This window comes from Spirosoma endbachense, from assembly GCF_010233585.1.
In the GTDB taxonomy this organism is placed as follows: Bacteria; Bacteroidota; Bacteroidia; order Cytophagales; family Spirosomataceae; genus Spirosoma; species Spirosoma endbachense.
Map to the genome: position 1 here is coordinate 4,671,716 of NZ_CP045997.1, position 17,286 is coordinate 4,689,001.

Genomic DNA, 17,286 nt, shown 5'->3' on the forward strand with positions numbered 1-17,286 from the left:
GAGGACCGTTCGATTAACGAAAGAAAGTTACCCGGATCACATCCATTCCCAGGCACTTTGATACGAATCGAGACGTTCGGAATACGCAATAAAATCGGCGTAAAAGGGCAGACTGGCCAACGTAGCACTGTCGCCCACAATAACTAATTTCTTTCGGGCGCGGGTCATGGCAACATTCATGCGCCGAATATCCGACAGGAACCCAATTTCACCTTCAGCATTGCTTCGGGTCATCGATATATAGACAATGTCCCGCTCCTGCCCCTGAAAACTATCGATGGTATTAACCGAAATTTTATCGCCATAGGCCAATAGGTCAGGGTATTGAAGCAGTTGTTCTTTCAGTACATTTATTTGCTGCTTATACGGTGAAATGATCGCGATCGTCGGGAAATCCTGCCGTGTATAGCGGGTACTCAGGTCGGCTACCAGTTGCGATAAATGCCGCATGAGCAGGGACGCTTCTTCCGGGTTCGTTGAGCTGGTGCCTTCGAGTTTTTCGTCGAAACCACAACCGGCCGTATCCACATACACCAGCGAGGTATCGCCATCATACAGCGAATGACGGGCTACGGACGCATGTGCTTTCACTTTATTCTCATAAAACACCTGCGACGAATACCCCATTATGTGTTCGTGCATGCGGTATTGTTCGTCCAGCAGCGTAACGGCTTCGGGATGCAGCGCAACGCATTTTTCGAGCAATGTCGTACTCAATCCCTTTCGGGCGGCCTCTGGTGATTTGATTGTCGGTGGAAGCTGGCAATGATCACCAGCCAGCACCACCTTCTGCGCTTTTAGAATAGGAATCCAGCAGGCAGGTTCGAGCGCCTGACCCGCTTCGTCAATCACAACAGTATGGTAAGTAAGATTGCGGACCGTGTAGTGGTTCGCGCCGACCAGTGTCGCCGTAATCACCTGCGCTTTGGCAATCAGATCGTCGATGATATACTGCTCCGAATTTCCGACTTCCTTCATGATTCGGTGAGCCTCATCGAACAGGGCTTTGCGCTGATCCCGCTCGGCTTTACCAAAATTTCGCTTGTACTTATGAGCCAAGTTTTTGAACTCATTCGCCTGCTTTTTCAATTTTTTTGCTTCTTTCATGTACGGGTGCTCGGCCATTTTATGGTCCAGCGTGAGCGCCATCAAATGCTCCGACACGCGGGCGGGGTTACCCACCCGAAGTACATTTAGTCCCTCATTGTGCAGTTTTTCGCTCAGCAAATCGACGGCAGTATTACTTGGCGCAACAACTAAAATCTTCTTATGATCCTGATTGATCAGGGCTTTTATGGCCTGCACCAGCGTCGTTGTTTTACCTGTACCCGGCGGGCCATGCACAATAGCCAGTTCGTTGGCGCTCGCTATTTTTTCGACTGCCAATACCTGACTGGAATTCAGGGTAGGTAGAAATAGCTTTGGCGTTTCGGAATGGAAAGTGGGCGATGTTGAGCCGGTCAGAATGCTGATCAGACGATTACCGGGTTTCTCCGCCAATGAAGTGGCGGTCTTCAATGCCTCCTCCATTTCGTCGTAGCTATTGTCGTCGAAAAGCACTTCGATACCCAGTTTGCCATCGCGCGACCAGTCGGGCAATTCATCCGTGCGCAGGGTTATTTTGGCCCGGTTGCCACCCTGAAACGAAATCGTACCTTCGACCCGGTCGGTTTTAGGGTCGTGATTACTGAAAAACACAGCAGGCATGCCAAAACGAAGCTGATGGGGTATGTCCTGATGCGTGGTCCGTTCAACCTCTACCGTCAGGTAATCACCCCTACTCATTTCAGAACCCCGGATAGCGATTGGATACCAGGTCAGACCATTGGCCCGACGCTCAGCAATGGATGTGGTTTCGGTGAGTTTTCGATATTGGGTGCGGTCTTCTTCCCGTTCGATCCTGAGCAGATCAAGCAGCTGTTTAAAATAATCCATTCACAAAAGTAGCTACTTCTTTGGACTGGCCCTGCCTGGCTTATACTTCTGTCGGCAGGGGTTTAATCCAGGTGGCTCCTTCCATTGGTTCTGAATCTCTCCGCTGACCCCGAGCGAACTCGTCTATTTTCTATTGAAAAAATCCAGAAAAGCCAAATTTTTCAGCGGCTATCCTGGCGGTTTAGCTGTTCTGATCTGTTTTAGAGGGAAATTACGCCTGTTGTGCCTATACTTGTTGAAGAATCCTCTACTAGCCAGAATACAACCCAATCATGAATCGACTCTATTGCCTGTTACTGGTGCTTATATCCGTGTGTTCGTATGGACAGAACCCAGACTCGACCTGGTTTCGGACTAACTACACAAAAAAAGAGCAGTATATTCCGATGCGGGATGGCACCCGATTATTTACCTCCATCTATTTGCCGAAAGACAATTCCGAAAAACATCCAATCCTGATTTCCCGGACGCCCTATTCCTGCGCTCCCTATGGCGAAAATGTGTATCGGAATTTCTGGAGCAATCATTACAAAGAATACCTGAAAGAAGGCTATATCATGGTCGTTCAGGATGTGCGGGGCCGCTGGATGAGCGAGGGTATATTTGAAGATGTTCGCCCATACAAGACCGATAAAAAAGCGAACGATTTCGACGAAGCCAGTGATACCTACGATGCCATTGACTGGCTCGTTAAAAACCTGCCCAACAACAACGAAAATGTTGGAGTGTTTGGCATTTCCTATCCAGGCTTCTACTCAACAATGGCTGCACTCAGTAATCATCCAGCCTTAAAGGCCGTTAGCCCGCAAGCTCCGGTTACCGACTGGTTTATGGGTGATGACTTTCACCATAATGGTGCCTTCATGGAAATGGATGGCTTTAATTTCTACCTCCGTCGTGGGTTTGGCTTTCCGCGCCCTAAGCCTACTACTGTTGGCCCTAAGGGGTTTCCGGTTCCGACCAAAGACAGTTATGATTTCTTTTTGCGGAGCGGTGCCCTGCCTAACCTGACCCACTTTGCAGGCGACAGCGTTCGGTTCTGGAACGACATGATGCAGCACCCGAACCTGGATGCATGGTGGAAAGCCCGGAACGTCCGGAATTTCGTCAGCGCTATTTCGCCGACAATTGCAACGCTGGTAGTTGGTGGCCTGTTCGATGCCGAAGATTGTTTCGGTGCCTGGTCAACTTATGCCGCTATTGAAGGGAAAGCGAAGAACAACAACAAAATTATCATGGGGCCCTGGTTTCATGGCCAATGGGCAGGTCGTGGCAGCGATGGGTCGTCGTTGGGAAATGTGCAGTTTGGGAGCCCAACCAGTGCGTATTATGCCGAAAATGTCGAAGTGCCCTTTTTTAATTATTACCTGAAAGGCAAAGGCAGCATCGACAATATCAAGGAAGCGAACATCTTCTTCACCGGCGAAAATCAGTGGCACCAGTTTGATAAATGGCCACCGGCAAGCGTTACCGAACGTGCCTTGTATCTCCAACCCAAAGGTGGGCTGAGCTTTACCCAGCCGTCGGCCAGTGGTAGTGAGGCTTTTTCCGAATACATAAGTGATCCGGCCAAACCCGTTCCGTATACAGACGGCATTAAAGCAAACCGCACCCGCGAATACATGACCGACGATCAGCGGTTTGCGGCCAATCGGCCCGATGTGCTGGTTTTCAAAACAGATGTGCTGACCGACGACCTCACGCTTTCGGGACCGCTCGTGGCCGATTTACAGGTGAGCCTCAGCAGTACGGATGCCGATTTTATCGTGAAGCTGATCGATGTATTTCCCGATGATTTTCAGTATCGCCCAACCGATGCGTATATCATGAACGGCTACCAGATGCTGGTTCGGGGTGAAGTATTTCGGGGTCGTTTCCGGAAAAGTTTCGAAAAGCCGGAGCCTTTTGTACCAGGTCAGATTAGCGAGGTAAAATACACGCTGCCTGATGTGGCGCATACGTTCAAAAAAGGCCACCGGATCATGGTCCAGGTTCAGAGCAGCTGGTTCCCACTGGTTGACCGAAACCCGCAGAAGTATGTAGATATTTACCACGCCAAGGATAGTGATTTTCAGAAAGCTGCCATAAAAGTGTATCACAGCGCAACGACTGCCAGTAAAATCATTTTGCCTGTGAGTAAGTAAGGTCTGTCCCTGATCTGTCGTCCTGACAGGCAGCATGAACAGACCTAAAAATCTGACTATATTCTATACCATCGAACTTGTCGGTCATGGCCTACTTCTTCATTCCCAAACGCTTTTTTTTACTCGTCTTTGCCCTTCTTTGTGGCTGCGATTTGTTAGCCCAAATGCCAACTGACTCGTTAGCGTCGAAAGCAGACAAGTTGTTTGCTGAATGGAATGGTCCCGATCGGCCGGGGGTTGCTGTGGGCGTTGTCCACGGCGGAAAATTGATCTACGCCAAAGGATTTGGCAATGCTGATGTTGAAACCGGAGCGCCTATTACGCCGGAAACGATCTTTCACGTAGCGTCTATTTCCAAGGAATTCACGGCCTACGCCATTGTGCTACTGGCTCAGGACGGGAAACTGTCCATCGACGACGATATTCATACCTACCTCCCTGAAGTGCCGGATTTTGGTCAGAAAATCACGATTCGCCACCTGATTCACCATACGAGCGGTCTGCGCGATCAGTGGGCTCTGTTGAGCATGGCGGGCTGGGGATTGAGTGACGTGATCACGAAAGAGCACATTTTCAACCTGGTTCGCCGGCAAAAAGAGCTGAATTTTTCGCCGGGAGCGGAGTTTCTGTATTGCAACACGGGTTATACACTGCTTGCTGAAATTGTTGCCCGCGTAGGCAAGCAACCTTTTCGGGAGTGGATGCAGCAGCGCGTGTTCGGGCCGTTGGGGATGACAAATACGCTCTTCTACGACGATGATGAGCGCATCGTAAAAGGGCGGGCCTATTCATTTCATAAAGACAATTATTCGAAAGGCTACAAGAAAAGCATACTTAGTTTTTCCAATGCCGGTGCGACCAGTTTATTCACGACGGTTACGGATCTGTCTCTCTGGATCAACAACTTCAAAAACCCCGTTGTGGGTAATGCCGCAACCATGACGCAAATGCTGGAGCGGGGCCGCTTAACGAAGGGAGATACCATTCCGTATGCGTTTGCACTGTCCCATGCAACCCACAAAGGATTAGCGTATTATGGTCATGGTGGTTCTGATGCCGGTTTCCGTTCGTACATCGGCTATTTTCCAAAGGAAGACTATGGATTTATTGTACTGAGTAATCAGGCCGAGTCGAATCCAAGTGCCAGAGCGCTGGAAATGGCAGACATCTATCTGGGTCCCTATCAGAAAAAATCCAGAGACGTACCGCCACCGCCCAATGCTTCAACCCCTGATAACAAGCCCATTCCGATTGTCGCAGCCGACTATGGAGGCCGATATTATAGCCCGGAACTGGAAACCATTTATTCGATCCGACAGCGTGGCGATGCACTGGAACTGGTTCATGTACATCACGGGAACGTACTGCTAAAGAATGCCGGGAAAGACCACTTCGAGACGGGCTGGTGGTTTATGTCGTCGGTCGATATCGTGCGCGATACTAAAAATGCCGTGATTGGCCTACGCGTATCGAACGGGCGGGTTCGCAATCTGTGGTTCAAGCGGTTGCCCGATGGCTTTGATGACGGCAAACCGCCCGTTGCCGGGAAGTAAGCTGGCTTGATAAACTTACCTGATTTCACGTGCAACCTGACTTATACACCAATTAACATGTACCCACTTCACCTGATAAAGCGGGCTTCATTGCCTGTGATCAATTTATTCCTCTTGGGTTATTGGCTGACAAATGTGCTGGCTAACGCCCAGCAAAAAGCAATTCCCAAACCCGAAGAAACCCTCGGCTTTGCGGTTGGTGCTGATTTTAAACTGGCTACCTACGAACAATCGCTGAAATACTTCCAGAAACTCGACGAAGCCAGCGATCTGATCAAGCTGGTTCACGTTGGCGAAACGTCGGAAGGAAGACCCTGGTATTTTGCCCTGATCTCGTCAAAAAAGAACCTCGACAACATTGATAGGTACCGGGCCATTGCGCAGCGGTTGGCCCATCCGGCGGGCCTGACCGACGACGAAGCGAAAAAACTAGCGATGGAAGGCAAACCGTTGGTGCATATCGATGGCGGTCTGCATGCATCGGAAGTAGCGGGTGCTCAGCATACGATTTCGCTGGCGTATGACATGCTCAGTAAGGCCGACGATCCTAAGATGAAGGCGATCCTGGACAATGTGATTCTGTTGCTGTGGCCATCGCTTAACCCCGATGGACAAACCATGATCGGTGACTGGTATAAATCAAATGTGGGTACACCTTATGAAGTAGCCCCTCCCCCATTCCTGTATCAGAAATACGTTGGGCACGACAACAATCGCGATGCCTACATGCTCAACATGATCGAGTCGCGGGTGGTAGCCCGAACCTGGCGCGACTGGGAACCGAATATCATTTTTGTCCACCATCAGACCTCGCCCTTTCCAACGAGGATCTGGTTGCCGCCCTTTGCCGAACCAATTGCTTCCCAAACCCCACCCATTATTGCCCGAGAGGTAAACATGATTGGCATGGCGATGGCGCAGGCACTCGAAAGCAATGGACAAAAAGGAGCCACTCACATGGGAACGGGCTTTGATGCCTGGTATCCGGGCTACATCGATTATATGCCGGTTCTGCAAAACATACCGGCTTTCTGGACCGAAACGGCCTTGTATAATTATGCTACACCGCATTTCTACACCGTTCGCGACTTCCCCAAAGATAAGAATGAGTTTCGCGTCGAGTCCTTGTATTCAAGCCCGTGGCCGGGTGGCTGGTGGCGAATCAGTGATGCCATTGCCTACATGCAAACGGCTTCGCTGGCCACACTCGATTATGCGGCCAAATACGGCGATGTACTGTTGTATAACCGGTATCAGGCCGGCCGCAACACCATCAAAAAATACGAGCAGGAACCGCCCTATGCTTATTTCATCCCCCAGAAACAACGCGACCCCGTACGCCCGGTTGAACTGTTGCGTCGACTGGCATTTCACGGTATCCGAATTGGCCAGTTGACGAAAGATGTTGCGTTTGAGGGCCGCAACTATCCCAAAGGAACCTGGGTAATACCGATGAATCAGGAATATGGCGAGTTAACTAAACAATTACTCGATGTACAGTCATATCCTGACCTGCGCGAATTTCCGGGTGGACCACCCGAACAGCCCTATGACGCTGCGGGCTGGACGCTTCCGCTGCAATTTGAACTGAACGTGATTCCAGCTACGACACCATTGACCTTCGATGTAAAAGGGGCAATTCAACTGGTTGCCGGAACTGCGAGAGACTGGAAAACGGATGATCGTAAAGATGCCAATCCGGCCGATTTTGTTGGTGGAATCGGGTTTGATACCAATCCGGTTTCGGCAGGGATCAAAGCGCCGGAAGGCCGTTTGACTGGTTCAGGTACGATCATGTTGGTGAATCCGGCCGAGAATAATGCGTTTAAAGTATTAAACCGGTCACTAAAAGCGGGTGGAACGGTCAGCTACAACAAAGACCGCCAACGGTATGCGATTAGTGGGATACCAAGAACGACGCTGGAGCCGTGGGTAAAGGACTTAGGAGTAATCGCTGAACTTACGGCGAATACGACTGGGGCAGCTGTAAAACCAAGGATTGCGGTCTACAAACCCTGGACGGCAAGCATGGACGAAGGGTGGAGCCACTGGGTACTGGAGCAATTCGAGTTTTCGTTCGTGAACATCAGTAATGCCGACGTATTGGCGGGAGATCTGACGGATCGATTCGACGTGATTCTGTTTGCCTCTGATCGGCCAAGGAATATCAAAGATGGGTTCGCGAAAGGATCGGTCCCACCCGCTTACGAAGGTGGATTGGGCGAGCAGGGCGCTGCGAATCTGGATAATTTTGTGCGCCAGGGCGGAACGCTCGTTTGCCTGAATTCGAGCAGCGACTATGCCATCGACGCGCTTCATTTACCCGTAAAAAATGTAGTCGCGGGCATTAACAGCAAAGATTTCTTTACCGGTGGTTCGCTGCTGGAAGTAGAAACGGATGCGACCCATCCGGTCATGGCCGGTATGCCTGCCAAAGCCGCTGTTTTTGTCGAGAATAGTCCCGTATTTGCTACCCTCGACGGATTTAAAGGTCAGGCATTGGCCAAATTTGCTCCGGCAGGATCGCCATTGCGGTCGGGTTATTTACTGGGTGAAAAGCACCTACAGGGTTATGCGGCTTCACTGGATGTACAACACGGTAAAGGACACGTCATTCTGCACGGTTTCCGGCCGCAATGGCGCGGTCAACCGCTGGGTACGTATCGCGTTCTGTTGAATTCTGTCCTTTATGGTGGTGAGCTGGCAAAGAGTAAATTCGGCACCGCTGAGTTCTGGAAATCACCTTCGGTGTCAATGAAACAGAAAGAAGAGGAGAAAAAATAAGGGAGTACATGTAGTTTATCGATCGAGTGTGCAGTAGCTTCGTCGCGCCTATAACTTTTACAAGTAACATCGTACCAATCAACCATTTATCTATGATCACTAAACTACCTTTCCGATTCATGGTGGCACTTCTGGGGCTGCTCATGACACTTTCGGCGGTTCAGGCCGCGAAACCGCTGACTACGATAGCTCAGCTAACGGCCGACTGGCAACGGGCCCGCGAATTCACCAAAGAATATTTAGATACAATGCCCGAAGATGGCATGGGCTTTAAACCAACCCCCGAAATTCGCAGCTTTGCCGAGCAAATGCTACACCTTGCCGCAGCTAACTACAATTTTGGTGCATTGGCCAGCGGGAAAGCGAACCCATTTCAAGGCAAAAAGCTGGAGGAAATGAGCGAACTTAAAACGAAGGCAGCGCTCACAAAAGCCGTTCTGGATAGCTATGATTTTATGCTCGATGGCGTAAAAGGGCTAACGGACGCTCAATTGGCCGAAAATGTGAAGATGGGCCAGCGCGAAATGACCCGCGAACTGGTTCTGGCGAAAGCGTTTGAACACCAAACTCATCATCGCGGTCAGGCAACCATCTACATTCGGGCGAAAGGCATCAAGCCCCCCAACGAAAAGTTGTTTTAGACCAAATAATTCTACCCAAAAAGAGCGCCGACCCGATTGGATTGGCGCTTTTTTTGGTTGCGTATAATATCGCTCTGACGAATCTCACATGCACCCTTTCCCAGCTTGTCTAAACGAATATGTCAGAATTTAAGGGCAATCAAGGCAGGAGCCAACGCTGCGGCTGTTGTGAAAGTAGCAACCTGCTGGTAGGGTCTGAGTTCGGTATGCTGGTTCGCTTTGCCTGCCAGAACATTGGTTGCAATAAAGCCTGCCAGGTGAATAATGGATAAGTATTTGTGCAACCGAACTCCGCTCCGTGCTTTTTGATCGGCAAGTAATTTAGGAGGAGCCGTTAGCGAAAGCAGCGCAGTGGTACCATAAGCAATGTTGGTTATAGTCCTCGTAGTCTGCTGGGCATTGAGGAGCTGATCGTACTCACTACCCGTGGCATTATTCATTTTAAGCCCCAGAATACCCTGTGCTACAAAACCCGCCAGCGTTGCATAGCCTGTAACCTTGTGGGATAATAGCATGATCGCACGCACCTTGAGTTCTTTCTTCCGCCCTTCCTGCGTAAGCGGTGCAACCTGAAAAACCCGAAGCAGCCCGTTAGGGCCCCAGAAAACCCGTTGGGTGAACATCATTTTATGAGGTAAAAGTAGCTGAGCATCCGAATCAGTGGACGCTTTCAGCAGTTGATCATCAACCGTTGCATCCAGGGTTGCAGCAGTTGTTTGGCGGACATACGACGTGTCCTGGGCATGAACTTGTAAACAAACACACAGGAGGAGAACGAAAAGTTTTGCCATGAGGAAATTAAGAAGTAAGAATGAGTAGGTAAAAACCGAATACTGTCAGCGCTGGTCGTTATCCATAGTACGGAGGAATTTCGCCCATGGTTGCGTCCAGTCAGTGTATAAGCCCGGAACTACGTATGATCAATCTCATTTCACTCCCCATTTCCTCGCCCTCACCCGCAACTTTTACAGCTTCAGGTTTTGATGTTCCGTAAACCATTCGTTGCTTCTTATCTTGGCACATGACTATTCGTTTTTCGTGGCGACAGATTGCCGGAATTGCCGCATTGATTGTGGCTACGCTGGTTAATCTACCGTTGTTTGGCTTAACATCCCGATCCCGGCTTGCGGTCGTGCCGCCGGGTGTTCCTGATGTAGGGCTTGCTCTAAGCCGTTTGGCATTTCACCTGGCCTTCACGTTTTTCTTTATTGAGCTGAATCGTCATGTGCTTACCCGGAAATCATATGCTCCCCGATTTGGCTTACTGGGTTGGTATGCCCTTAATTTTCTGTTATTTCTGGCACTAACAGGTCTATTCGTCGTCATTGTATTACCCTGGTATCCAGAGCGACCCATTCTGTTGATCACAACCAGTTATTTCCGAAGCTTTTTCGTCTGGGTAACGGCGCTGCTGCTGGCAAACTTCCTCACAGTTCTCCAACAAAACCGAACCATTCAACTGGAGAATGAACTATTAAAACAGCAAAACCTACAGGCTCAACTGGACACCCTCCGGGCGCAGCTTAACCCGCATTTTCTGTTTAATTCGCTCAATGCACTAAGTTCACTCATCCGGGAAGGAGGTCCCAAAAGCCAACAGTATCTGGCCAAACTGTCGCAGGTGTTGCGGTATTCGTTACAGGTTCAGCAACAATCGCTGGTGCCGTTTGCGGAGGAGATGCAGTTTACGTCGGCTTACTCCTTTCTTCTAACGATTCGGTTTGGCGATAACCTGCGTATCGACAATCAGCTCCCTGCCGATGCACCCTGGAAAATCCCACCCATGTCGCTCCAGCTACTGATCGAAAATGCAGTTAAACATAACATCGTGTCCAGTTCCCGACCGCTGACGATCAGTCTGGCTACGGATACGGCCCATGAGTTCATTATTGTCCGGAATGCCTATCAACCAAAGCCCGAACCCGCCGACGGCATGGGCAGCGGATTGTCAAATCTCGATAGCCGGTTTCGTTTGCTGACCAGTAAGTCAATTCAACTATCGCGAACGGATGGCGAATTTATCGTTCAGTTACCCATTATCCCTGCAACCTGATGCGTGTGTTATTACTAGAAGATGAACGGACAGCGGCCAACCATCTGGCCGCTTTGCTTTGTGAACTCGAACCATCACTTACGATAGTGGCTGTCATCGACAGTGTTGAGGAAGGCAGGGCGCGGTGGTCTCAACTACCAACGCCCGATCTCATCCTGTCGGATATTCAACTGGCCGATGGTCTATCATTTTCGTTACTGGAGCAGGTATCTGTACCCTGCCCCATCATTTTTACCACAGCTTACGACGAATACGCCATTCGAGCCTTCAGGCACAACAGCATTGACTACCTGCTGAAACCCATTGAACGAGAAGCCCTTGAAGCCAGCCTTCAGAAATATCGGTCCCTCGCCCGCCCGGCCAGTGATGAGCTGGTTCGCCAGATGCAGGATATGCTAAGCAAACACGCATTTATGCCTCCGACCTACCGGACTAGTTTTTTAATTCAGTTCAGGGATAAACTACTACCCATCAAGGTGTCGGATATTGCTTATTTCTCGATTGAAGGGGGAGTCGTTTCCGCAACGATTTATGACCGGGTTTTGGATAATCGGGCGTCGGACCGGTCGATCAGTTACCCAATTGAGCAAAAGCTCGAAGATCTGGATAGCCAACTTGATCCAAATCAGTTTTTTCGGGCCAACCGCCAGTTTATTGTAGCCCGGAACAGTATCAGCGAGGCCGAATTGTATTTCAACGGGCGCTTGCAGCTTAAACTCAAGCCTGCCCCCAGCCAGCAGGTGCTGATCAGCAAAGACCGGGCAAATCTGTTTAAAAAATGGATGGAGGAGTTTTGATTTTTCACCTGACCCATCGGCGGCTTAACTGCTCAATCTGCCGCCTTCACATTGATTTTCCCCTGGTCGCTTCATCGAGACCGTAGGTTTGTGTTGTCAAAACGACTAAACAATAATGACCAAATTGATTGTAACGATTTTAATAGTGGGCCTTATTCTTTTGGGAGATAGGACTTTAGGGCTATGTTCGCTAAACAAAACGCAGCAGGCTTCATTCGCTCCGGTAGCCGAATCTAGTGTTCGTGATACCGTTCGGCATGAAGGGCAGACACGAATTTACTGGGTGCATGTGCCGCCTGCCTACAAACAGGGCACAAATCCGCTACCCCTGGTGATTGCGTTACACGGCGGTGGTGGTAGTGGGCAGCAATTCGAATCCCAATCGAAGTGGAGCGAAAAAGCCGACCAGGAAGGCTTTATTGTCGTCTATCCGGATGGCATACAAAACGCCGGCATCCTGCATTTACGTACCTGGAATGCAGGCGCATGTTGCGGACAGAGTGCATCAACGCAGCAAACCGATGACGTCGGATTTATCGGAAAATTAATCGATAAACTGACCGCTACATACCGCATCGATCCCAAAAAAGTGTATGCCACGGGCCACTCCAACGGTGCGATGCTGTGTTACAGGCTGGCCTGTGAATTGTCAGATAAACTGGCAGCCATCGCTGCGAACGCAGGAACCATGCAGCTAAAAACAGCCTGTCAGCCTACCCGAATCATGCCGATTCTGCATATCCATTCGCAACTGGATCGAAACGTACCGTATATGGGTGGCGTTGGCACTAAGAGCATCAACAAACAATGGAATGCCCCGGTGGATAGTACACTCACAGTTTTCGCACAACTAGCGCAATGCAAGAGTCAGAAACAGATTGTTCGTACGACCGACAAATACACGTTTTATAAATGGACGAATTGCGTAGGCGGCACCGAGATTCAGTATTACCTGACCACAGATGGTGGGCACGCCTGGCCCGGTGGCCAAAAAGGAGCACGTTTCATCGGCGATACCCCGTCGGAAGCGTTCGTGAATAACGATATCATCTGGCAATTTTTCAAAACACTGTCGCTGCCCTAATGCGAGTCGAATAAACCAACAATCAAACAAGTAGATCATCATGAAAAGCAACCTGGTAAACGTCATTCTATCAGTGACTCTGGTACTTATTTCCATCTCGTCGTTTGCTCAACGCGGTCAGCTCGGCACACCCGAAGAACGAGCTACCCGCCAAACAACCCGAATGAAAGAAGCCCTGAATCTGTCGGCGGAACAGGAAACTTCGGTAGCCGATATTAACCTGAAATACGCCAAACAGATGCAGTCTTTACTGGAAACCGGCGGGCGAAATTTAAAAACAGCGCGAGCGGCTAAGTCAAGTATGAAAAGTAAGGATAATGAATTAAAAGAAGTATTGAACAAGGACCAGTTCAACAAATACCTGGCTCTCAAAGAAGAGATGATGAGTCAGATGAAAGAACGGCGTCAGCAACGGCAATAGCGGGTAAGCCGTCGACGGCTCATACAGTTAATTTTTTGCGTAGGTGCCCTGATCAGGGCACCTACTTTAGTTTACGATAATGTAATTTTCGGCCAGTTTTTTTTAAATTAGTAGTGAAGCATAGAACTTCGCACGATGCATACATTAGTTTCATGACACTTCATTCTTTTGTGCTTTCATGACGTATCGGTTGCGCTAACCGAACATATCTCCTTTGACAACGGATTTTTTTTCACAAATACAACTAAAAGTAGGACAGTACAGGAAAGAGCTTATTTCGATGTCAAATAATTTTGGATCAAATTAAGAGCGCAACAATACACACCTGCCAAACAGCAGCATAACTATTAAACTATGTCAAGTACGACAAAAACGTTTCAGCACGTCAGCTATTTGTGGGACGAAGCCAAAGCGGCAGAACTGGCCGGCGATGAGGTAGGTCTATTGATTTACCGGTCTAATTTACTCGGTGCTGATTTGCGCCTGACCAACTACGGCGGAGGTAATACCTCCTGCAAAGCACTGGCGAAAGATCCGCTTACGGGTCAGGATACCGAAGTGATGTGGGTCAAAGGGTCGGGTGGTGATATCGGCACCCTCAAACGCAGTGGTTTGGCAGCGCTGTATGTGGATCGCCTTCGCAGCCTGAAAACCATCTATCGGGGTCTTGAATTCGAAGATGAAATGGTTGAGCTCTTCAACCACTGTATTTTTGATCTGGCGTCGAAAGCGCCATCCATCGATACACCGCTTCACGGGTTTCTACCGTTCAAGCATATCGACCACCTCCACCCTGATGCCGCCATTGCCATTGCAGCTGCAAAAGATGGCAAACAGATCGTTCAGGACCTCTTCGGCGGTACGCTTGGCTGGGTAGACTGGCAGCGACCAGGTTTCGAATTAGGCCTGCAACTGGAGCAATGTCTCCAGGAAAATCCGGGTATCCGCGGTATCATGCTGGGTTCGCACGGATTGTTTACCTGGGGTGATACGGCTTATGAAAGCTACGTAAACACGCTGGAAGTCATTGAACGGTGTGCGGAATACCTCGAAGAAAATTACGGCAAAAAAGGCCCGATTTTCGGCGGACAGAAACTGGAATCTATCGAGAAAGACGCCCGCCTGAAACAGGCTGCTACCCTCGCTCCGATTCTTCGCGGTTTCTGCTCGAACCAGCAACCCATGATTGGCCATTTTACTGACGATGATCGCGTTCTTCAATTCATCAACTCGGTAGATCTCGATCGGCTGGCTCCAATGGGAACATCCTGTCCTGATCACTTCCTGCGCACCAAAATCAGCCCGCTCGTTCTGGAACTGGCTCCCAACGAAGATCTGTCAGACACTAAAGCGGTGAAAGAAAGACTGACGTCGGCGTTTGAGTCGTACCGGGCCATGTACGAGGATTATTACAATACCTGCAAACACCCAAACAGTCCGGCGATTCGCGATAAAAATCCGGTCGTCATTCTCTATCCGGGAGTCGGTATGTTCACGTTTGCGAAAGACAAGCAGACCGCCCGCGTAGCCGCCGAATTCTATACGAATGCCATCAACGTGATGCGTGGTGCCGAAGCGGTTTCGGAATATACGTCACTACCCCGTCAGGAAGCGTTCAATATTGAGTACTGGCTTCTGGAAGAAGCAAAGTTGCAGCGAATGCCAAAACCAAAGCCTCTATCGGGCCGGATCGCGCTCATTACGGGTAGTGCGGGCGGTATTGGGAAGGCCATTGCCAAACGCTTCCAGGCGGAGGGTGCTGTGGTTGTGATCAATGACAACGACGCCGACCGGCTGAAAGGAGCTGATGATGAGTTCAAACAGCAGTATGGCAAAGATGCTCATGCCGCTGCCCTGCTGGACGTTACCGATGCCGAAACCATCCGGAAAGCGTATGAAACAGCCGCACTGGCCTTTGGTGGTGTCGACATTGTCGTTAACTGTGCTGGTCTGTCGATTTCGAAACCGATTGAGGAGCATACCGAAAAAGACTGGGATTTACTGTACGACGTACTCGTTAAAGGTCAGTTCCTGGTTACCCAGTATGGCGTTGAGATCATGCGTAAACAGGACATTGGTGGCGATGTGCTGAACATTGTCAGCAAGAATGCGCTGGTATCGGGTCCAAATAACGCGGGTTATGGTTCTGCCAAAGCCGCTCAATTACACCTGAGCCGCCTGAATGCTGCCGAGCTAGGAAAAGATCATATCCGGGTGAACGTCGTCAACCCCGATGCGGTGATTTCAGACAGTAAAATCTGGGCTGGTGCCTGGGCCGAAGGGCGCGCCAAAGCCTATGGTGTGAAGGTTGAAGAACTGCCTGCTTACTACGCAAAACGGACATTGTTGAACGAAATCATTTTGCCGGATGATATTGCCAGCGCCTGCTTTGCCTTTGTTGGCGGCCTGCTGAATAAATCGACGGGCAACGTGCTGAACGTTGACGGCGGTGTAGCCATGGCGTTTGTTCGATAAGGTTTTGGTTTACCGAATCCGGTAAACCAAAATCGATTAAACCCTAGTAACATTATGCAACTCGAATCGTATCAGATAGCTGACCATAATAACAGCCTACAGGAAAGTCATCAGCGCAAGCTGGCCTACTGGACTGAAGAAGTAGCCAATGCCGAAACTATTATCGGTAAGTTGATCGATTTTCAGATCGCCATTCCTAGTTGGGCATTAGGTACGGGCGGAACCCGCTTTGGTCGGTTTGCGGGTGGTGGTGAACCCCGTTCGCTGGAAGAGAAACTCGAAGACATTGGTTTGCTCCATGCCCTGAACCAGTCGAGCGGAGCCATTTCCCTGCACATTCCCTGGGATATTCCAACGGACCCGGAGGCCATCAAACAACTGGCAGCTCAGTATGGCATTCGGTTCGACGCCATGAATTCCAATACGTTTCAGGATCAGCCCGGCCAGCCCCTCAGTTATAAATTTGGCTCGCTGCAACACGTCGATCCAGCGGTTCGTCAACAGGCCGTTGAGCACAATATCGAGGTAATCCGGCATGGCTTAGCATTGGGGTCTGACGCATTGACGGTTTGGCTGGCCGATGGTTCCTGCTTTCCTGGTCAGTTGAATTTCCGCAAAGCGTTTGAACGGACGCTCGATAGCCTTCAGGCTATTTACAAAGCACTGCCCGACGACTGGAAGATGCTGGTCGAATACAAAGCCTACGAACCCAATTTTTATTCGACAACGATTGGTGACTGGGGCTCGTCCTTTTTGTACGCGACAAAACTGGGGCCGAAAGCGTATACGCTCGTCGATCTGGGCCACCATCTGCCGAATGCCAACATCGAGCAAATCGTTGCCATTCTGCTGAACGAAAAGAAGTTAGGCGGCTTCCATTTCAACGATTCCAAGTACGGCGATGATGACCTGACGGCTGGCAGTGTAAAACCATACCAGTTGTTTTTGATTTTCAACGAACTGGTCGATGGTCTGGATGCACGCGGCCTGAACCATGCGACTAGCCTCGGCTGGATGATCGACGCATCGCACAACGTAAAAGATCCGCTCGAAGATCTGCTCCAGTCAGTAGAAGCCATTCAGCTTGCCTATGCTCAGGCCTTGCTGGTTGACCGGGTTGCGCTGGAAGAAGCACGGGAAGCCAATGATGTCGTTCGGGCGCAGGAAATTCTTCAGGAAGCCTTCCGCACCGACGTTCGGCCGCTCGTAGCCGAGGCCCGTTTGCGGGCTGGTGGTGCCATTCAGCCATTGGCTCTATACCGGCAGTTAAACGTTCGGCAGAAGCTCATTGGCGAACGCGGCACCAAAACAATTGCCACAGGACTGTAAGCGAAGCAATATAGCATGTAGGCTATAGCGTGTATGATTCTTTTGTTTGATATCATACACGCTATAGCCT

At 50.0% G+C, this 17,286-nt stretch carries 12 protein-coding genes; 10 read left to right on the forward strand and 2 right to left on the reverse strand.

Annotated elements, in window-relative coordinates:
* Nucleotides 1-36 precede the first annotated feature (36 nt).
* The gene (locus GJR95_RS18830) at nucleotides 37-1,935 is read right to left on the reverse strand and encodes an AAA domain-containing protein (RefSeq protein WP_162387332.1); all 1,899 of its coding nucleotides are present in this window, start codon (nucleotides 1,933-1,935) and stop codon (nucleotides 37-39) included.
* A gap of 272 nt (nucleotides 1,936-2,207) precedes the next feature.
* Between GJR95_RS18830 and GJR95_RS18835 the strand changes: the two genes are divergently transcribed.
* The 4 genes from GJR95_RS18835 (at nucleotide 2,208) to GJR95_RS18850 (ending at nucleotide 9,057) form a co-directional block, all read left to right on the forward strand.
* Complete coding sequence (locus GJR95_RS18835) at nucleotides 2,208-4,079, forward strand: CocE/NonD family hydrolase (RefSeq protein WP_162387333.1); 1,872 nt, start codon at nucleotides 2,208-2,210, stop codon at nucleotides 4,077-4,079.
* 86 nt (nucleotides 4,080-4,165) lie between these two features.
* Nucleotides 4,166-5,632: a serine hydrolase domain-containing protein gene (locus GJR95_RS18840; RefSeq protein ID WP_162387334.1), complete on the forward strand. Its 1,467-nt coding sequence runs from the start codon at nucleotides 4,166-4,168 to the stop codon at nucleotides 5,630-5,632.
* 57 nt (nucleotides 5,633-5,689) lie between these two features.
* On the forward strand, nucleotides 5,690-8,416 hold the full coding sequence (locus GJR95_RS18845) for a M14 family metallopeptidase (RefSeq protein ID WP_162387335.1): 2,727 nt from the start codon (nucleotides 5,690-5,692) through the stop codon (nucleotides 8,414-8,416).
* A 92-nt stretch (nucleotides 8,417-8,508) separates the two neighbouring features.
* Complete coding sequence (locus GJR95_RS18850; RefSeq protein WP_162387336.1) at nucleotides 8,509-9,057, forward strand: DinB family protein; 549 nt, start codon at nucleotides 8,509-8,511, stop codon at nucleotides 9,055-9,057.
* Nucleotides 9,058-9,179: 122 nt separating this feature from the next.
* Here the strand turns inward: GJR95_RS18850 and GJR95_RS18855 are convergent, their stop codons facing one another.
* Nucleotides 9,180-9,848, reverse strand: coding sequence for a hypothetical protein (locus GJR95_RS18855; RefSeq protein ID WP_162387337.1), 669 nt, complete (start codon nucleotides 9,846-9,848; stop codon nucleotides 9,180-9,182).
* 230 nt (nucleotides 9,849-10,078) lie between these two features.
* Between GJR95_RS18855 and GJR95_RS18860 the strand changes: the two genes are divergently transcribed.
* From GJR95_RS18860 to GJR95_RS18885, 6 genes are all read left to right on the forward strand, one after another.
* Nucleotides 10,079-11,110 (forward strand): sensor histidine kinase, encoded by a 1,032-nt coding sequence (locus GJR95_RS18860; protein ID WP_162387338.1) that lies wholly within the window; start codon nucleotides 10,079-10,081, stop codon nucleotides 11,108-11,110.
* Entirely contained in the window at nucleotides 11,110-11,907 is a 798-nt protein-coding gene (locus GJR95_RS18865; RefSeq protein ID WP_162387339.1) for a LytR/AlgR family response regulator transcription factor, read from the forward strand. The genes GJR95_RS18860 and GJR95_RS18865 overlap by 1 nt, the downstream gene beginning before the upstream one ends.
* Before the next feature lie 115 nt (nucleotides 11,908-12,022).
* Entirely contained in the window at nucleotides 12,023-12,991 is a 969-nt protein-coding gene (locus GJR95_RS18870) for an extracellular catalytic domain type 1 short-chain-length polyhydroxyalkanoate depolymerase (protein WP_162387340.1), read from the forward strand.
* A 40-nt stretch (nucleotides 12,992-13,031) separates the two neighbouring features.
* A complete protein-coding gene (locus GJR95_RS18875; protein ID WP_162387341.1) occupies nucleotides 13,032-13,412 on the forward strand; it encodes a hypothetical protein in 381 nt (126 codons plus the stop codon).
* A 354-nt stretch (nucleotides 13,413-13,766) separates the two neighbouring features.
* Nucleotides 13,767-15,887, forward strand: a complete 2,121-nt coding sequence (locus GJR95_RS18880; protein WP_162387342.1) for a bifunctional aldolase/short-chain dehydrogenase — start codon at nucleotides 13,767-13,769, stop codon at nucleotides 15,885-15,887.
* Nucleotides 15,888-15,941: 54 nt separating this feature from the next.
* The gene (locus GJR95_RS18885) at nucleotides 15,942-17,216 is read left to right on the forward strand and encodes a TIM barrel protein (RefSeq protein WP_162387343.1); all 1,275 of its coding nucleotides are present in this window, start codon (nucleotides 15,942-15,944) and stop codon (nucleotides 17,214-17,216) included.
* The last annotated feature ends 70 nt before the right edge of the window (nucleotides 17,217-17,286 follow it).